Raw genomic sequence first — 17,405 nt, forward strand, 5'->3', positions numbered from 1 at the left:
CGTCCCGGCCCGCCTCGCGGGACGGCCGGTGCCGCGGCGCGGTGGCCGCGCACCAGGTACGCGGCGCCGTCCGGGACCACCGGGGCCTTCCGCTCTGGCAGGATGGTCCGTGATGAAGGTACCGGCCGTCAATGTTCCTCGCCTCCGCCGACGGAGGGTCGCCGACCTTCCCGGGGTGACGGCGGTCGCGAGGCTCGACCGGCGGACCAAGACGCTGACCAAGCGTCTGCGGCCCGGGGAGGTCGCGGTCATCGACCATGTCGACCTCGACCGTGTCAGCGCGGAGGCCCTTGTCGCGTGCGGCGCGTCCGCCGTGGTCAACGTCGCGTCCAGCATCAGCGGCCGTTACCCCAACCTCGGCCCGCAGATCCTGCTCGACGCCGGCGTCACGCTCGTCGACAACGCCACCCCCGAGCTGTTCGACCGGCTGCACGAAGGCGACGTGGTGCGTGTGCACGAAGGCGCCGTCGTCCTCGACGACGAGGTCGTCGGCAAGGGCGAGGTCGCCACCGCCGAGACCGTCGCCGCCGCGATGAGCGAGGCGCGCGCCGGGCTGTCGGTGCAGATCGAGGATTTCGCCACCAACACCATGGAGTACGTGCGCCGCGAGCGCGACCTGCTCATCGACGGCGTCGGCGTTCCTGACATCCGCACCTCGATGGAGGGCAGGCACGCGCTTGTCGTGGTGCGCGGCTACCACTACAAAGAGGACATCGCGGCGCTGCGGCCCTACATCCGCGAGTACCGGCCCGTCCTGATCGGCGTGGACGGCGGCGCCGACGCGCTGATGGAGGCCGGCTACCACCCCGACGTCATCGTGGGCGACTTCGACTCGGTGTCGGAGCGTGCCCTGTGCTGCGGCGCCGAGCTCGTCGTGCACGCCTACCGCGACGGCCGGGCCCCCGGTCTCGAACGCGTGCACCGTCTCGGCCAGGAGGCCGTGATCTTCCCCGCCGCGGCCACGAGCGAGGACATCGCCATGCTGCTCGCCGATGACAAGGGGGCCGACCTGATCGTCGCGGTCGGCACCCATGCCACGCTGATCGAGTTCCTGGACAAGGGCAGGTCCGGCATGGCGAGCACGTTCCTCACCCGGCTGCGGGTGGGGGGCAAACTGGTCGACGCCAAAGGCGTGAGCAGGCTGTACCGCAGCCGCATCTCCGTCGGCTCGCTGCTGCTGCTGGTCGGCACCGCACTGGTCACCATGGGTGTGGTGCTGCGGTTCTCCCCGATGGGGAACGTCTGGCTGAACGGCCTGCGTGACTCCTGGAACGGTTTCATCTTCTGGCTCGTGGGGCTGTTCTCGTGATCGACTTCCGTTACCACGTCGTCTCCATCGTCGCGATCTTCCTGGCGCTCGCGATCGGCATCGTGCTCGGCAGCACCGTGCTGTACGCGCCGCTGGAGAAGTTCACCCAGGAGACCGCGGCCGCGCTGCGCGCCAAGAACGAGAAGCTGCAGGCCGACAACACGCTGGCGCTCACCCGTGGCGACGCCAGCGACGCCTTCATCGCCGAACGGCTGCCGCGGCTCGTCGAAGGCGCGCTGACCGGGGAAAGCGTCGTGCTCGTCGAGGCGCCGGGTGCCGACGCCCGGCAGGGTGAGGCGCTGCAGGAGGCCGTCACGGCGGCCGGGGCCACTCTCAGCGGCCGCGTCGTCCTCACCGACCAGTACCTCGCGGCGGAGGACGCACCGGCGCTTGAGCGGCTCGCGCTCACCGCGAAGCCCCCCGCGCTGACGTTCCCCGCCGACTCCACCCCGCACCAGAAGGCCGCCGCGGTGCTGGCCGGCGCGCTCGTGACCAGGGACGGCGCGCTCACGGGCCAGGAGAACGCCGTGTCCGCCGGGGTGCTGACGTCGTTCGAGGACGCCGGCATGGTCACCGTGGACGGCGAGCCCGCCAAGACCGCCACCCTCGCCATCGTGCTGACCCCCGCCGCGCCGATCGAGGGCAAGGAGGCCGACACGCAGACCGCCGCGCTGGTGGCCCTGGCCACGGGGCTCGACGCGGCGGCCAAGGGCACGGTCGTCGCCGGTGTCGTCCCCACGGCCACGGCGGTGGGGCTCATCGCCGCGGTGCGCTCGTCGGGGGAGGCGTCCGCCGCGGTGTCCACCGTCGACAACATCAATATGGCCTTCGGCCGGGTCGCGGTGGTCTACGCTCTGCGGGAGCAGGTGGCGGGAGACGCCGGGCAGTACGGCCTGGGCTCCGACGCCACGGCCGCCGAGCCCGAACCGGTCGCGGCGGTGACGCCCTCGCCCAGCCCGGACGGGGGTGTGGGCGGCTGACCCGCCCCGACGTCCGCCGCACGGCCGGCGTGCCGTGCGCACACCACGAAGAGGGATCTGCTGTGGCTCATCGCTCCTTGCTCGGCGCACTGGCCGGCGCCGCACTCGGCGCCGTGGCCGCCCGCGCGGCGTACACGGCGTTCACCCGGCGTCCCCCGGTCGGCGATGAGAAGACCTGGACCCGCACCAACCACAGAGGCGAGCCGATCACGCTGCTTGAGGGCCCGGCTTTCGTGGCGGGGGCCGGGACGGCGGCCGCGCTGGCCCCCGGGCTGCCGGTCCGGGTTCGTGCCGCCGCGGTGCTCGCCGGGGTGGGGAGCGGTGCGCTCGGCGCGTACGACGACCTGCGCGGCACCGCCACGTCCAAGGGGTTCAAGGGGCACCTGAAGGCGCTGGCGCGCGGCGAGGTGACCACGGGAGCCGTCAAGATCCTCGGCATCGGCGCGGCGGGCCTGGCCGCGGCGGCGCTGCTGCCGCGGCACGGCACCGCGCGGCGCGCGGCCCGGGTGACCGACGTGCTCGTGGACGGCGCGCTCATCGCGGGGAGCGCCAATCTGGCCAACCTGTTCGACCTGCGGCCGGGGCGGGCCCTCAAGGTGGGCACGCTCGCCGGGGGGCCGCTGCTCGCGGCGGCGCTGGTCAAGGACGCGCCGGCGGGTGCGGCGCTCGCCGCGGTGCCGCTCGGCGCCGGCGCGGCGCTGCTCGGGGAGGACCTCGGGGAGCGCGCCATGCTCGGTGACGCCGGGGCCAACGCGCTCGGCGCGCTGCTCGGGGTGGCGGCGGCGGCCGGGCTGCGCCGCCGTGGCCGGCTGGCCGCGCTCGCCGTGGTCGCGGGGCTGACCGCCGCGTCGGAGAAGGTCAGCTTCACCAAGGTGATCGCGGCGAACCCCGTGCTGAACCGTCTCGACATGCTGGGGCGCCGTCCGAGGTGAGCCGGGGCTCATGATCCGCAGAGCAGGGCAGGGGGTCGCCGCGGCGGCGCTCCTGATCGGGGGCATCACCATCCTGGCCAGGGTGGTGGGTTTCGCCAAGCAGCTCGTCCTGGCGCACACGGTCGGCACCAACTGCCTGGCGACGGCCTACGTCACGGCCAACCAGGTGCCGAACCTCGTCTTCGAGCTGGTCGTCGGCGGGGCCCTGGCCGGCATGGTCGTGCCGGTCCTCGCGGGGACGGCCGCCGCCGAGCGGGCCGGGTGGATCACGTCGGCGCTGCTGACGTGGGTGCTGGCCGTGCTGGTGCCGCTCGGGGTGCTCACGGCGCTGCTGGCGGGGCCGCTGATGGAGCTGTTCGCCGGAGCGGTCGCAGGGTGCGCGTCCGAGCAGCTCACGGTCCTGGCGGCGCGCATGCTGGTGGTGTTCGCGCCGCAGGTGCCGCTGTACGGGGTGGCCGTGGTGCTGTACGGCGTGCTGCAGGCCCACCGGCGGTTCGCGGCCCCCGCCGTGGCGCCGCTGGTGTCCAGCGTCGTGGTGATCATCGCCTACATCGTGTACGTCCCGTTCGGGCACGGCGCGGTGTCGCCGCAGGACCTGCCGCGCGCGGGGGAACTGGTGCTGTCGGTGGGGACGACCCTCGGGGTGCTGGCCCTGGTGCTCACCGTGCTGCGGCCGGTGGCACGCCTCGGGCTGCCGCTGCGGCCGACGTTCCGCTTCCCTCCCGGCGTCGCGGCACGGGTCAGGGCCCTGGCGCTCGCCGGGCTCGCGGCCCTGGTCGCGCAGCAGGTGGCCACCGCGTTCGTCGTCTGGCTGGCCAACCACCGGGTCGGCGCGGGAGCCGTCGTCGGCTACTCCTACGCGTGGGCGATCTACCAGGTGCCGTACGCCGTGCTGGCGGTGCCGATCGCGACGAGCGCGTTCCCCGCGTTGTCGGCGCGGGCCGAACGGGGGGACGACGCCGGTTTCGCCGCGCTGTCGGCCTCGGCGACCCGCGCCGTGGTGCTGACCGCGGGGCTCGCGGCCGGAGCGCTCGCGGCGGTGGCGGGCCCGGTGGCCGAGGTGTTCGTCGGCGGCCGGGCCGGTGACGTACCGGCCGGTGAGCTGGCCCGCGCGATCGCGTCGTTCGCCCCCGGACTGCTCGGCTACGGGCTCATGGCGCACCTCAGCCGTGTGCTGTACGCGGCGGGGCGGGGACGCGCGGCGGCCGGGGGCACGGTCGCCGGGTGGGGGGTCGTGATGGCCGCGCAGGCGGTCCTCGTCGCCGTGCTCCCCGCGGACTGGGGGCTCGCCGGGCTCGGGCTCGGCACCGCCGCCGGCATGACGGCGGCGGGTGCGCTGCTCGCCGTGGCGGTGCTGCGCGCCGGACGGCCCGGCGCGCTGCGCGGGGTGCCACGCGCGCTGCTCACGGCGGTCCTCGCCGGTGCCGCGGGGTTCCTGACGGGTCACTGGGTGGCCGCGGGTCTCGGCCCGGCGGGGCCGTGGGCCGGGGCCGCGGTCGCCGCGCTCGCCGGGGTGGTGGCCGTGGCGGCGGGGGTGGCGGTCATCGCGGCACTGGCCCGCCGCGACCTCGCCGTGGTGCTCGCCGCGGTGCGCGGCGGCTCGCGAGAGCGGCCCGATGAGGCCGGCGTACCCGCGCACGAGGCGGGACGAAGTGGTGGACCGGTGGAACGGAGGCGGTCGTGAGCGTGGGGACGGGGAAGCCGTCGCGGATCCTGCTCGTGCTCGGGACGAGCGCGGGAGGCGTGGGCCGGCATGTCCGCATGCTCGCCGCGGGCCTGGCCCGAGACGGCGACCGGGTGGTCGTCGCGGGGCCGGCGAGCACCGATGAGGCGTTCGGGTTCGCCGAGGTCGCGCGGTTCGCCGAGGTGCCGATCGCCGACCGGCCGCGTCCCGGCCGCGACGCGCGTGCCGTGCTGCGGCTGCGGGCCCTGGCCGCGGCGGCGGACGTGGTGCACGCGCACGGGCTGCGCGCGGGTGCGCTGGCCGCGCTCGCGCTGACGGGTCGCCGTACGCGGCTGGTGGTCACGCTGCACAACGCGCTGACCACCGGCGGGGCGGTCGGGGCGGTGTACGGGGTTCTGGAGCGTGTCACCGCCGCGCGTGCCGACACGGTGCTCGTGGTGGCCCCCGACCTCGGGGAACGGATGACCGCGCGCGGAGCGCGCCACGTGGCCCCCGCCGTCGTGCCGGCCCCGCCGCTGCCCCCGCCTGCCGGCCCGTCCGCTGTTCCCGGCCTCGACGCAGGGGGGGATCTCCCGGCGGAGAAGCGGCCGGTGCTCCTCACGGTGGCACGACTGGCTCAGCAGAAAGGGCTGGACACGTTGCTGACGGCCGCCGCGGGGCCGTTCGAGGGGGACGTGCGGCCCTTGTTCGCGATCGCGGGGGACGGGCCGTTGCGGGAGCGGCTGCAGGCGCGGATCGACGGCGAAGGGCTGCCTGTGGTGCTGCTCGGTCACCGGGACGACATGGCCGGTCTGCTGCGGGTGGCGAGGGCACTGGTCGTGCCGAGTCTGTGGGAGGGGCAGCCGCTCAGCGTGCAGGAGGCGCTGCGGGCCGGGGTGCCGGTGGTCGCCACGGCGGTGGGAGGCATACCGGACATGGTGCGGGACGCGGGGCTGCTGGTGCCGTCGGGGGACGCCGAGGCGTTGCGGCGTGAGATCTCTCGGCTGCTGTCGGAGCCCGGTCTGGCGCGCAGGCTCGGCGAGGCGGCCTCGGCCCGGGAGCTGCCGGGTGAGCGGGAGGCTCTTCAGGCGGTGCGCGCGGCGTACGGGGGTTTGTGGGGGAGTGGGGAGGGTTCGGGGGCCTCTGGGGTGTGATGGGCTGACCTGGTGAAATGCCAGAAGTTGAGGAGAAGGTCGAGTATGTGCAAAGCCTGGATTAGGTAAGGCTTATGAGCTCGCCTATACTCCTCGGCGAGGGGGGGAGTATCCCTACGCGACAGCCTCGTCATCACGGTCCGCCGGCAGTACGGCAGGCCCGGGGCTGCCGGTCCGCCGCCGGAAGGCGCGGGCGGGAGAGACCTCCGGCACTTTGACGCGGGCCGGAGGTTGTGATTTTGAGCGTATCGGTGTGGGCGTGGGCGGCGGTGGTCGCCGGGTTGCTCGTCGTCCTGGCGATTGATCTGTGGATTGTCGACCGTGGCGAGCCACGTGAGTTCACCCTCCGGCAGGCGGGGTTCTGGGTGGGGTTCTACGTCACCCTCGCCGTGCTGTTCGGGGTGGGGCTGTTCTTCGTCGAGGGAGCGGACAAGGCGGGTGAGTTCGCCGCCGGCTACCTGACCGAGTACAGCTTGAGCGTCGACAACCTCTTCATCTTCTACATCATCATGGCGCGGTTCGCCGTCCCCCGGATGTACCAGCACAAGGTCCTGCTGATCGGCATCCTGCTGGCGCTGGTGATGCGCGGCATCTTCATCGCGGTGGGGGCCGCGGCACTGGAGCGGTTCAGCTGGCTCTTCTACGTGTTCGGCGCCTTCCTCATCTACACCGCGGTCAACATGCTGCGCGGCCACGACGAGACGGAGTTCAAGGAGAACCTCCTGCTGCGCTGGGTGCGCAGGGTCTTCCCCACCACCGACGGCTACGTCGAGTCCAAGATCTCCGTGAAGATCGACGGACGCCGCATGGTGACCCCCATGCTGATCGTGATGGTGGCCATCGGCACGACCGATCTGCTGTTCGCGCTCGACTCGATCCCGGCGATTTTCGGTCTCACTCAGGACGCCTTCATCGTGTTCACCGCGAACGCGTTCGCCCTGATGGGGCTGCGGCAGCTCTACTTCCTGCTGGGGGGTCTGCTCCGGCGCTTGGTATACCTCAGCTACGGTTTGTCGTTCATCCTGGCGTTCATCGGGGTTAAGCTCGTACTGGAAGCCTTGCACAGCAACGGTGTCCACTGGGCGCCTGAGGTGCCGATATGGATCTCCCTGTCGGTCATCGGCGGCACCATGACGATCACCACGATCGCGAGCCTGATCAAGGCCAGGCGCGACAGGAAGGCCGGCTCGGCCACGCCGCCGGCGAAGGTGTCCCAGGGGTAGCGAATTGGTGTACGAGGCGGTTTGCTTGTCTCGTCTTGCTATGTACAGTCCGCGAGATGGGTAGCATTCGGCGATAAAGTCACGAACCATTCTCTGGTCGCGCACACCGTAAAGGTTACTTGTGTCCATTGATTCGCCCAGCCACGGACGCCGTCGCATGCGTCTGGCCCGTGGAGTCTCCCCCTGGCTGGTGCCCGCCGTGGCCGCCTCCGCGATCACGGTGGCCCTCACCCGGCGCTCGCGGCGGTGGGCCGTCGCCGCGGCACCGCTGACCGCGCTCACCGGCGCGATGTTCTGGTTCTTCCGTGACCCCGAGCGGACCCCCGGCACCGGTCTGGTGCTCAGCCCGGCCGACGGCGTGGTGCAGAGCATCGACCCCTGGCCGGACGGCAGGACGCGGGTGGCGATCTTCATGAGCCCGCTGGACGTCCACGTGAACCGCGCGCCGCTGGACGGCACGGTGACATCGGTGACGCACGTCCCCGGCGGCTTCAAGCCCGCCTTCGACAAGGACAGCGACCGCAACGAGCGGGTCGTGTGGCGCTTCGGCACCGCCGTGGGGGACGTCGAGATGGTGCAGATCGCCGGCGCCGTGGCGCGCCGCATCGTGCCGTACCTCGGCGTGGGGGCCAAGGTGGCGCAGGGGGACCGGATCGGGCTGATCCGTTTCGGCTCCCGGGTGGACGTCTATCTTCCTGAAGGGATCGCCCCGGCGGTGACGGTGGGGCAGCGCGTGACGGCAGGGGTGACTCGCGTTGACCATGGCTGACGCCGGATGGTCCATGGACGACATGGACGCGGCCGACGAACCACGAGGACCGGTGGGCAAGGCGTTCCGCCTGTCCGCCGCCGACTCCCTGTCCCTCGGCAACGCGATGTGCGGCTTCCTCGCCGTGTGCGTGCTCGCGTGGTCGGCGATCGGGCAGCTCCAGGCCGAGGGTTCGTTCCGGCCCGACCCGCGCTACTTCGCGACCGCGATCGTGCTGCTGCTGCTCGGCGCGACCTGTGACCTGTTCGACGGCATGGTGGCGCGGCGGTTCCGTGCCTCGGCCATGGGTGCCGAGCTGGACAACCTCGCCGACGTGATCAGCTTCGGGTTCGCCCCGGCGTTCATGGTGGTGGCCTGGGCCGGCTTCTCGCACCGCATGCCGATGCTGGTGGCGCTGTGCGCCGCGGTGTCGGTGCTGCTCGCCGGCGTGGTGCGCCTCGCGCGGTTCGCCTGCGTGAAGACCAAGAGCGGCGACTTCATGGGATTGCCGATCCCCATGGGTGCCATGACGGTGGTGTCCATCGTGCTGCTCTTCCAGGCGTCCTACCTCACGGTGGCCGGGGTGTTCCTGGTGGCGTGGCTCATGGTGAGCCGCATCGAGTACCCCAAGCCGAAGGGCAACCTGCTGGCGGTCGTGCTGGCGTGGATCATGATCAACGTGACGTGCCTGATCATCTGGGCGGCCGACCTGTCCGGTGGCGACGTGCTCATCCAGATCGGCGCCGCCATGCAGATCGCGCTGGTCGCGGCGATTCCGCTCCGCGTGCTGATGTTCAAGCGCGCGCAGCGCAAGGAGCGCAAGGAGACCGAGGCCTCCGTCCGCTGACGGCCCGGACCCGCGCGGGCCCGGCCCCCTGTGAGGGGGCCGGGCCCGCGGCGTGTCCGTGGCCGGGTCACCAGCCGCGGGCCCGCCACTCCGGCAGCGAGGGACGCTCGGCGCCGAGCGTGGTGTCCTTGCCGTGGCCGGGGTACACCCATGTCTCGTCGGGCAGCCGGTCGAAGATCCGCTCCACCACGTCGGTGTAGAGGCTCTCGAACCGGGCCGGGTCGCGCTCGGTGTTGCCGACGCCGCCGGGGAACAGCGAGTCTCCGGTGAAGATGTGGCCGTCGCCGTACAGCAGGGCGATCGAGCCCGGGGTGTGGCCGCGCAGGTGGATGACCTCCAGCGTGACCACGCCGACCGTGACCCGGTCGCCGTGCTCGACCGTGCGGGTGACCGGCACCGGCAGCTCCGGCGCGTCCAGCGAGTGCGCCACCGTCTCGGCGCCGGTCGCCTTGGCGACCTCGGAGAGGGCCAGCCAGTGGTCCTGGTGGCGGTGCGTCGTCACGATCGTGCTGATCGGCATGTCGCCGATCAGGCCGAGCAGCCGGTCGGGCTCGGCCGCGGCGTCGATGAGCAGACCGTCGCCGGTCTCGGCGCACCGCAGCAGATAGGCGTTGTTGCCGAAGTCGCCCACCTCGATCTTGCTGATGCTCAGGCCGGGGACCTCACGCACGTCGGCGGGCCCGTTCGCGGTCACGTCACCGGTGTAGCTCATGGGTACTCCTCGGGTGGGGCGGCCGGGAGGCCGGGCGGCGCCGACGCCGCGGGCCACTTCGGAGCCGCAGGCGGTCTCGCCGCCAGCCTAAGCCCCTCGCCGTCCGCGCGATCACCCCGGCTCGCGTCGTCCCCGGTCAGGCGGCCGGTCAGCCAGGCCAGGACGTACGCCGGTGGGCCCTCCACGACCGGGCCCTCGCCGAGGCCGGTCCAGGAGCGGCCGCCGGCGCGCACCTCGCTCACCGGCCCGCCGTCCCGCGGCCAGCAGGCCAGCGCGTCGTGCAGCTCACGCCGGACGAACGAGGCGGGCCAGTCGGCCCAGGTGTAGCCGGTCCCGAGGTCGGAGTGGTGGATCTCGACCTCACGGAGCCTGCGGGCGAGGATGTACCAGGCCGGGTGCTCCGGCGGCTGCATGCCGCGCACCATGGCGGCCCAGCGTTCCGGCGGCATCGCGGCGACGGCCTGGTCGAGGCGCGCGGTGCTCTCGGCGAGATCGTCGTACTGCTCCTTCATCGCCCGCCCCGCGCCTTCTTCTATCTCGGCGTCCCGCGTCGCCACGTCCGGGTACTGTGGTGTGTACACACCCGTCCTGGCCCAGGTCATCAGATTGAGATGGCTGTCGGCGTTGCGCGCGACGTGCGTGATCAGGTGGCCGCGGGTCCAGCCCGGAAGCAGGGAGGGGGCCGCGACGTCCGGGTCGGAGAGCCGGGCCACGGTGGCGAGCAGCCGGTCGTTGGCCTTGGTGAGCTCGGCCCTGAGGTCGTCGAGAACGGTCATGCACGACATCATCGCGCCAGATGTGAGCGAACGCGCGGCCGCGTCTCATGAAGTGGAAGCGCGCTTTCCCGATGCGCCGCCGCCGGGCCGTCGCGGCGCGGAGAAACTGTCGGACCCCATCGTTAGAGTGACCGCGACTAGTCAGAGGTGGCCTCTCCCGGCTGCCGTGGATCCACACCCCTACCTGAGAGATCTGCCGTGGCCGACCGCTTGATCGTTCGTGGCGCCCGCGAACACAACTTGAAGGACGTCTCGCTGGACCTCCCACGAGACGCTTTGATCGTTTTCACCGGCCTGTCGGGTTCCGGCAAGTCCAGCCTGGCCTTCGACACCATCTTCGCCGAGGGCCAGCGCCGTTACGTCGAGTCGCTGTCGGCCTACGCGCGGCAGTTCCTCGGCCAGATGGACAAACCCGACGTCGATTTCATCGAGGGCCTGTCACCCGCGGTGTCGATCGACCAGAAGTCGACCTCCCGCAACCCCCGGTCCACCGTGGGCACCATCACCGAGGTCTACGACTACCTGCGCCTGCTGTGGGCCCGCATCGGCAAGCCCCACTGCCCGCGCTGCGGCCGTCCCATCGCGCGCCAGACCCCCCAGCAGATCGTGGACCGGGTCATGGAGCTCCCCGAGGGCACCCGCTTCCAGGTGATCGCCCCGGTCGTGCGCGGCCGCAAGGGGGAGTACGCCGAGCTGTTCCGCGAGCTCCAGACCAAGGGCTTCGCCCGCGCCAGGGTGGACGGCACCGTGGTGCGGCTGGAGGAGCCCCCCACGCTGAAGAAGTACGAGAAGCACGACATCGAGGTCATCGTCGACCGGCTGTCGGTCAAGGACGGCTCGCGGCGCCGGCTCAACGACTCGGTGGAGACCGCGCTCCAGCTGTCCGGCGGCACGATCACGCTCGACTTCGTCGACCTGCCCGAGGACGACCCGGGGCGGGAGCGGTTCTACTCCGAGCATCTGTACTGCCCCTACGACGACCTGTCGTTCGAGGAGCTGGAGCCCCGGTCGTTCTCGTTCAACTCGCCGTTCGGCGCCTGTCCCGACTGCACCGGCCTCGGCACCCGCATGGAGGTCGACCCCGACCTCGTGGTTCCCGACCCCGAGCGCACCCTCGGCGACGGCGCCATCGCCCCGTGGGCCGGAGGGCACACCAGTGACTACTTCGTCAGGCTCATCGAGGCGCTCGGCCACGCCGTCGGCTTCGACCTCGACACCCCGTGGGAGCGGCTGACCAAGAAGGCACAGAAGTCCCTGCTGCACGGCCACGACGAGCAGGTCCACGTCCGTTACAGCAACCGGTACGGCCGGCAGCGGTCCTACTACACGACCTTCGAAGGCGTCATCCCGTGGGTGCAGCGGCGCCACGCCGAGGCCGAGAGCGACTCCACGCGCGAGCGCTACGAAGGGTTCATGCGTGAGATCCCCTGTCCGTCCTGCAAGGGTGCGCGGCTCAAGCCGGTGTCCTTGGCCGTCACGGTCAGCGGCCGGTCCATCGCCGACGTCTCGTCGCGGTCCATCGGCGAGTGCGCGGCGTTCCTCGGGTCGCTCGCGCTGTCCGAGCGCGACATGCACATCGCCGAGCGGGTCGTCAAAGAGATCAACGCGCGGCTGGGCTTCCTGCTGGACGTCGGGCTCGACTACCTCACGCTGGACCGCGCGGCCGGCACCCTCGCCGGCGGTGAGGCGCAGCGCATCCGGCTGGCCACCCAGATCGGCTCCGGCCTGGTCGGTGTGCTGTACGTCCTGGACGAGCCGTCCATCGGCCTGCACCAGCGCGACAACCAGCGGCTGCTCGACACCCTGATCCGCCTGCGCGACATGGGCAACACCTTGATCGTCGTGGAGCACGACGAGGACACCATCGCCATGGCCGACTGGGTCGTGGACATCGGGCCCGGCGCCGGTGAGCACGGCGGCCAGGTCGTGGTGTCCGGCACCGTCGAGCAACTCCTGGCCAGCGAGCACTCCCTGACCGGGGCCTACCTGTCGGGCCGCAGGTCCATCGACGTGCCGGCCTCGCGGCGCAAGCGGGACGCCAAGCGCAAGCTGGTGGTCAAAGGCGCGCGGGAGCACAACCTCAAGGGGGTGGACGTCGAGTTCCCGCTCGGGGTGTTCACCGCGGTCACCGGGGTTTCGGGTTCCGGCAAGTCCACGCTGGTCAACGACATCCTGTACGCGGCGCTCGCCAAGGAGCTCAACGGCGCCAAGACCGTGCCGGGCCGCCACTCGCGGGTCACCGGCACCGACCTGGTGGACAAGGTCGTCCACGTCGACCAGAGCCCCATCGGCCGCACCCCGCGGTCCAACCCCGCCACCTACACCGGCGTTTTCGACCACGTGCGCAAGCTGTTCGCGCAGACGACCGAGGCCAAGATCCGCGGCTACCAGCCGGGCCGGTTCAGCTTCAACGTCAAGGGCGGCCGGTGCGAGGCGTGCTCCGGCGACGGCACCATCAAGATCGAGATGAACTTCCTGCCGGACGTCTACGTCCCGTGCGAGGTCTGCCACGGGGCCCGCTACAACCGCGAGACGCTGGAGGTCCACTACAAGGGCAAGACCATCTCCGAGGTGCTCGACATGCCGATCGAGGAGGCGCTGGAGTTCTTCGACGCCATCCCCGCGATCAAGCGCCACCTCAAGACCCTCAACGACGTCGGCCTCGGGTACGTCCGGCTGGGCCAGCCCGCCACCACGCTGTCCGGCGGCGAGGCGCAGCGGGTCAAGCTGGCGTCCGAGCTCCAGCGGCGGTCCACCGGCCGCACGGTCTACGTGCTGGACGAGCCCACCACGGGCCTGCACTTCGAGGACATCCGCAAGCTCCTCGGGGTGCTCGGCCGCCTGGTGGACGGCGGGAACACCGTGATCGTCATCGAGCACAACCTCGACGTGATCAAGACCGCCGACTGGCTCATCGACATGGGCCCCGAGGGCGGCTCACGTGGCGGCCAGGTGCTCGCCACCGGCACCCCCGAGCAGGTCGCCGAGGTCGAGGACAGCCACACCGGCCGCTTCCTGAGCAAGATCCTGACGACCTGATTCCCCGGTTTCAGCCCAGCCAACTGATGAAAGGTTCAACCGTCTCGTCGGACCAGGTGGCTTCTGGCGTGCGCATCCACCTTCAGGAGGTCGGACAACGCACTCCTGGCCACCTGTCTCTGATGAAATCTTCAATGATCTGTGTAATTTGAGCCGGACGTTATGCGGGTTCGTCCATACTTCCTGAGTCGGTCGCGGCTCGACGTGAACCACATCCGATCGAGGGCCGTACCGGATGTACCACCTCAAGGAAGGCGAACGATGACGGAGATGGAAACGACTCGGCGCGCGGTCATGACCGGCGCCGGTGGCGCGGGCCTCGCCGTGGTGCTCGCCGCGTGCGGCGGCGGCGCCACGCCGGCCGACGGTGGCGCCTCGGCGGCCCCTCCGGCCGGCGACGCGGCACCGTCCGGCGACGCGGCGGCCGGAGCCGCCGGAGGGCTGGCCGCCACCGCGGACATCCCCGTGGGTGGCGGCAAGGTCTTCAAGGCCGAGAAGGTCGTCGTCACCCAGCCGGCCGAGGGCGAGTTCAAGGCCTTCGACGCGATCTGCACCCACAAGCAGTGCCCGGTCGGCTCGGTGAGCGACGGCAGCATCATCTGCCCCTGCCACAACAGCCGGTTCAGCATCACCGACGGCTCCGTCCAGTCCGGCCCGGCCGAACAGGCCCTGGCCGAGAAGCCCATCAAGGTCGAGGCCGGCACCATCGCCCTGGCCTGACCCCGCTTCTCCCGCCCACCCGCGACGGTCCCCGGCGCCGCCGCTCTCCGGACAAGGCGCCGCACAAGCCGCCGGCGACTCCCCCGGCATGCCGGGAGGGGGGCCGCCGGCGGATGCGGGTCGCTTTCTGTTGGTGTGTCCTGTGCGAAGGTCATGGGAGTGGGCCGGGGACCCCTACGAGGGGTTCGGCGGCCCTGAAGTGTCGGCGGGGGCGGATAGTCTTTCGGTTGTGGTCAGACCCGCGAACACCCCCCTGAGTTACCGGCCCGAGCCCGGCTCGGTTCCTGAGTCGCCAGGGGTCTACCGGTTCAGGGACGCTCATGGCCGGGTGATCTACGTCGGCAAGGCGAAGAATCTGCGGCAGCGGCTCAACTCCTACTTCGCCGACTTCGCCGGGCTGCATCCCCGCACCCAGACCATGCTCACGACGGCCGCGCGTGTCGACTGGACGGTGGTCGGCACCGAGGTCGAGGCGCTCCAGCTCGAATACTCCTGGATCAAGGAGTTCGACCCTCGCTTCAACGTCAAGTACCGCGACGACAAGTCCTATCCCTATCTCGCCGTCACCATGGGGGAGGACTTTCCCCGGGTCCAGGTCCTGCGCGGCGCCAAACGCAAGGGCACCCGCTACTTCGGTCCCTACTCCCACGCCTGGGCGATCCGCGAGACCGTCGACCTGCTGCTGCGGGTCTTCCCCATCCGCACCTGCTCGGCGGGGGTGTTCAAGCGCGCGGGCCAGATCGGCAGGCCCTGCCTGCTCGGCTACATCGACAAGTGCTCGGCCCCTTGCGTCGGCAGGGTCACCCCCGAGGAGCACCGCGAGCTGGCCGCGGACTTCTGCGACTTCATGGCCGGCAACACCGGCCGGTTCATCAGGCGCATCGAGCGCGACATGCGCGAGGCCGCGGCCGCCGAGGAGTTCGAGCGCGCGGCGCGGCTGCGCGACGACGTCCAGGCGCTGCGGCGGGCCCTTGAGAAGCAGGCCGTGGTCCTCGGCGAGGACACCGACTGCGACGTCGTGGCTCTCGCCGAGGACCCTCTGGAAGCCGCCGTCCAGGTGTTCTACGTGCGCGGTGGCCGCATACGCGGGCAGCGAGGCTGGGTGACCGGCGAGATCGAGGAGGCCGGCCCCGGCGAGCTGGTGGAGCACTTCCTGCTCCAGATGTACGCCGAGGCGGCCCCGGAGGCGGTGCCCCGTGAGGTGCTGGTGCCGGCCATGCCGCCGGAGGCCGGCGCGCTGGCCGAGCTGCTCGGTGAGCGCCGCGGCGGCCGGGTCGAGGTGCGGGTCCCCCGGCGCGGCGACAAGCGCACGCTGCTGGAGACGGTCGAGCGCAACGCCAAGGAGGCCCTGCTCCAGCACAAGCTGCGCCGGGCCAGCGACCTCACCACCCGCAGCAGGGCCCTGCAGGAGATCGCCGACGCGCTCGGCCTCGACCAGGCGCCGCTGCGCATCGAGTGCTACGACGTGTCCCACCTGCAGGGTGACGACGTGGTCGCCTCCATGGTCGTCTTCGAGGACGGGCTGGCGCGCAAGGCCGAGTACCGCCGGTTCGCGATCCGCGGCATGGCGGGGCAGGGCGACGTCGCGTCCATCTACGAGGTCATCAGCCGCCGTTTCAAGCGCTACCTGGAGGAGCGCGTGGCCGGTGGCGAGCTGGACCCCGAGCCGATCGACCCCGACACCGGCAGGCCCCGCAAGTTCGCCTACCCTCCCAACCTGGTCGTCGTGGACGGTGGCCCCGCGCAGGTGGCCGCCGCGCAGCGCGCGCTCGACGAGCTCGGCGTGGACGACGTCGCGGTGAGCGGCCTCGCCAAGCGTCTTGAGGAGGTCTGGCTCCCCGGCGACGACCAGCCGGTGATCCTGCCGAGGTCCAGCGAGGGTCTTTATCTCCTGCAGAGGGTCCGTGACGAGGCCCACCGCTTCGCCATCGCCTACCATCGGGCCAAGCGCGCCAAGTCGGTGACGGAAAGCGCCCTGGACGACATCCGCGGCCTGGGTGCGGCGCGCAAACAGGCGCTGCTCCGGCACTTCGGATCCGTCAAACGGCTGCGTGACGCCACCGCCGAAGAGATCCAGCAGGTCCCTGGCATCGGCCGCTCCACGGCCGAGACCATCGTCGCGGCGCTGAAGGGGGAGAGCACGTGACCGCACACAACGACCCAGACCACACACCCATCTCACCCGGCTCCGGCCGGAGTCCCGACGCCGCGGCGGCCGGAGGCGCCTCGGCGCCAGGTGAGCCCGAGGACAGCACGTCCCGTCAGGGATCCGGTGGTGGCGCCGCCGAAGGGGCCGGTGGGACGGCCGACGCCGGGGACACCGCCGTCGTGATCGTCACGGGGATGTCGGGGGCGGGTGAGTCCGAGGACAGCACGTTCCGGCAGGGATCCGGTGGTGGCGCCGCCGAGGGGGCCGGTGGGACGGCCGACGCCGGGGACACCGCGTTCGTGATCGTCACGGGGATGTCGGGGGCGGGGCGCAGCACGGCGGCCAAGGCTCTGGAGGATCTCGGCTGGTTCGTGATCGACAATCTGCCGCCTGGCATGTTGTTCGCCATGGCCGAGGAGGCGGGGCGGGTGCAGCTCGACACCGACAAGGTGGCGGCTGTGGTGGACGTGCGGAGCATGGCGTTCACGACCGACCTGAACACCGCGATCGAGGAGCTCGAAGGCCGCGGCGTCGGGGTGCGGGTGGTGTTCCTCGAGGCGAGCGACGAGGAGCTCGTCCGCAGGTTCGAGGCGGTGCGGCGTCCGCACCCGTTGCAGGGTGACGGCCGCCTGGTCGACGGCATCGCACGGGAGCGCGGGGTGCTGCGCGACGTCCGGGCCAACGCCGACCTGGTCATCGACACCACCGCTCACAACGTCCACGAGCTGCGTGGCAAGATCATTTCCTTCTTCGGTGGCGAAGGACGTCCCGGCCTGCGGGTCAACGTCCTGTCGTTCGGCTTCAAGTACGGACTCCCGGTGGACGCCGACCTGGTGGTCGACTGCCGTTTCCTCCCGAACCCGCACTGGGTTCCCGAGCTGCGGCCCATGACCGGCCTTGACGCTCCTGTACGCGAATACGTGCTCAACCAGCCCGGTGCCAAGGAGTTCCTCGACGCCTACGAGGAGGTCGTCGGTGTCATCGCGGCGGGTTACGTCCGTGAGGGCAAGGGCTACGCCACCCTCGCGGTCGGCTGCACCGGCGGCAAGCACCGCAGCGTCGCCATGGCCGAGCAGATCGGCGTGCGCCTGCGTGACCGGGGCATGGAGGTACAGGTGAGCCACAGGGACAAAGGCCGCGAGTGAGCGAAGGG

General features: G+C 71.6%; 14 protein-coding genes. 12 read left to right on the forward strand and 2 right to left on the reverse strand.

What is annotated here, in order from left to right; all coding sequences use genetic code 11:
- Nucleotides 1–112: 112 nt before the first annotated feature.
- The 8 genes from steA (at nucleotide 113) to pssA (ending at nucleotide 8,856) form a co-directional block, all read left to right on the forward strand.
- Entirely contained in the window at nucleotides 113–1,309 is a 1,197-nt protein-coding gene (gene steA / locus BJ992_RS14480; protein WP_184988079.1) for a putative cytokinetic ring protein SteA, read from the forward strand.
- Complete coding sequence (locus tag BJ992_RS14485) at nucleotides 1,306–2,289, forward strand: copper transporter (RefSeq protein ID WP_184981247.1); 984 nt, start codon at nucleotides 1,306–1,308, stop codon at nucleotides 2,287–2,289. The genes steA and BJ992_RS14485 overlap by 4 nt, the downstream gene beginning before the upstream one ends.
- A gap of 62 nt (nucleotides 2,290–2,351) precedes the next feature.
- Complete coding sequence (locus BJ992_RS14490; RefSeq protein ID WP_184981249.1) at nucleotides 2,352–3,221, forward strand: hypothetical protein; 870 nt, start codon at nucleotides 2,352–2,354, stop codon at nucleotides 3,219–3,221.
- Between the two features lie 10 nt (nucleotides 3,222–3,231).
- Nucleotides 3,232–4,905: a murein biosynthesis integral membrane protein MurJ gene (gene murJ / locus BJ992_RS14495; protein WP_184981251.1), complete on the forward strand. Its 1,674-nt coding sequence runs from the start codon at nucleotides 3,232–3,234 to the stop codon at nucleotides 4,903–4,905.
- On the forward strand, nucleotides 4,902–6,038 hold the full coding sequence (locus BJ992_RS14500) for a glycosyltransferase family 4 protein (RefSeq protein ID WP_343072660.1): 1,137 nt from the start codon (nucleotides 4,902–4,904) through the stop codon (nucleotides 6,036–6,038). The genes murJ and BJ992_RS14500 overlap by 4 nt, the downstream gene beginning before the upstream one ends.
- A gap of 239 nt (nucleotides 6,039–6,277) precedes the next feature.
- Nucleotides 6,278–7,261 (forward strand): TerC family protein, encoded by a 984-nt coding sequence (locus tag BJ992_RS14505; RefSeq protein ID WP_184981253.1) that lies wholly within the window; start codon nucleotides 6,278–6,280, stop codon nucleotides 7,259–7,261.
- 157 nt (nucleotides 7,262–7,418) lie between these two features.
- Nucleotides 7,419–8,030, forward strand: a complete 612-nt coding sequence (locus BJ992_RS14510) for a phosphatidylserine decarboxylase (RefSeq protein WP_184981255.1) — start codon at nucleotides 7,419–7,421, stop codon at nucleotides 8,028–8,030.
- Nucleotides 8,023–8,856, forward strand: a complete 834-nt coding sequence (gene pssA / locus BJ992_RS14515) for a CDP-diacylglycerol--serine O-phosphatidyltransferase (protein ID WP_184988089.1) — start codon at nucleotides 8,023–8,025, stop codon at nucleotides 8,854–8,856. Before BJ992_RS14510 ends, pssA begins: the two co-directional genes overlap by 8 nt.
- A gap of 67 nt (nucleotides 8,857–8,923) precedes the next feature.
- On the opposite strand, the gene BJ992_RS14520 is transcribed toward pssA, so the two are convergent.
- Together BJ992_RS14520 and BJ992_RS14525 are read right to left on the reverse strand one after the other, a co-directional pair.
- Nucleotides 8,924–9,568: an MBL fold metallo-hydrolase gene (locus tag BJ992_RS14520; protein ID WP_184981257.1), complete on the reverse strand. Its 645-nt coding sequence runs from the start codon at nucleotides 9,566–9,568 to the stop codon at nucleotides 8,924–8,926.
- Entirely contained in the window at nucleotides 9,565–10,344 is a 780-nt protein-coding gene (locus tag BJ992_RS14525; RefSeq protein WP_184981260.1) for a maleylpyruvate isomerase family mycothiol-dependent enzyme, read from the reverse strand. The genes BJ992_RS14520 and BJ992_RS14525 overlap by 4 nt, the downstream gene beginning before the upstream one ends.
- 198 nt (nucleotides 10,345–10,542) lie before the next feature.
- On the opposite strand from BJ992_RS14525, the gene uvrA reads away from it, so the two are divergent.
- From uvrA to rapZ, 4 genes are all read left to right on the forward strand, one after another.
- Nucleotides 10,543–13,383: an excinuclease ABC subunit UvrA gene (gene uvrA, locus BJ992_RS14530; RefSeq protein WP_184981263.1), complete on the forward strand. Its 2,841-nt coding sequence runs from the start codon at nucleotides 10,543–10,545 to the stop codon at nucleotides 13,381–13,383.
- A gap of 261 nt (nucleotides 13,384–13,644) precedes the next feature.
- Nucleotides 13,645–14,103 carry a Rieske (2Fe-2S) protein gene (locus BJ992_RS14535; RefSeq protein ID WP_184981265.1) on the forward strand — a complete coding sequence of 153 codons (459 nt, stop codon included), beginning with the start codon at nucleotides 13,645–13,647 and terminating at the stop codon, nucleotides 14,101–14,103.
- A 199-nt stretch (nucleotides 14,104–14,302) separates the two neighbouring features.
- On the forward strand, nucleotides 14,303–16,249 hold the full coding sequence (gene uvrC, locus BJ992_RS14540; RefSeq protein WP_425503729.1) for an excinuclease ABC subunit UvrC: 1,947 nt from the start codon (nucleotides 14,303–14,305) through the stop codon (nucleotides 16,247–16,249).
- 197 nt (nucleotides 16,250–16,446) lie between these two features.
- Complete coding sequence (rapZ, locus tag BJ992_RS14545; protein WP_425503730.1) at nucleotides 16,447–17,397, forward strand: RNase adapter RapZ; 951 nt, start codon at nucleotides 16,447–16,449, stop codon at nucleotides 17,395–17,397.
- Nucleotides 17,398–17,405 lie beyond the last annotated feature (8 nt).

This window comes from Sphaerisporangium rubeum (assembly GCF_014207705.1).
In the GTDB taxonomy this organism is placed as follows: Bacteria; Actinomycetota; Actinomycetes; order Streptosporangiales; family Streptosporangiaceae; genus Sphaerisporangium; species Sphaerisporangium rubeum.

Bases quoted from the DNA above. Each gene is read 5' to 3' on its own strand.
- BJ992_RS14520 (WP_184981257.1), bottom strand. From the start codon at position 9,568: ATGAGCTACACCGGTGACGTGACCGCGAACGGGCCCGCCGACGTGCGT.
- BJ992_RS14525 (WP_184981260.1), bottom strand. From the start codon at position 10,344: ATGACCGTTCTCGACGACCTCAGGGCCGAGCTCACCAAGGCCAACGAC.
- BJ992_RS14510 (WP_184981255.1), top strand. From the start codon at position 7,419: ATGCGTCTGGCCCGTGGAGTCTCCCCCTGGCTGGTGCCCGCCGTGGCC.
- rapZ (WP_425503730.1), top strand. From the start codon at position 16,447: ATGTCGGGGGCGGGTGAGTCCGAGGACAGCACGTTCCGGCAGGGATCC.
- pssA (WP_184988089.1), top strand. From the start codon at position 8,023: ATGGCTGACGCCGGATGGTCCATGGACGACATGGACGCGGCCGACGAA.
- BJ992_RS14535 (WP_184981265.1), top strand. From the start codon at position 13,645: ATGACGGAGATGGAAACGACTCGGCGCGCGGTCATGACCGGCGCCGGT.
- murJ (WP_184981251.1), top strand. From the start codon at position 3,232: ATGATCCGCAGAGCAGGGCAGGGGGTCGCCGCGGCGGCGCTCCTGATC.
- steA (WP_184988079.1), top strand. From the start codon at position 113: ATGAAGGTACCGGCCGTCAATGTTCCTCGCCTCCGCCGACGGAGGGTC.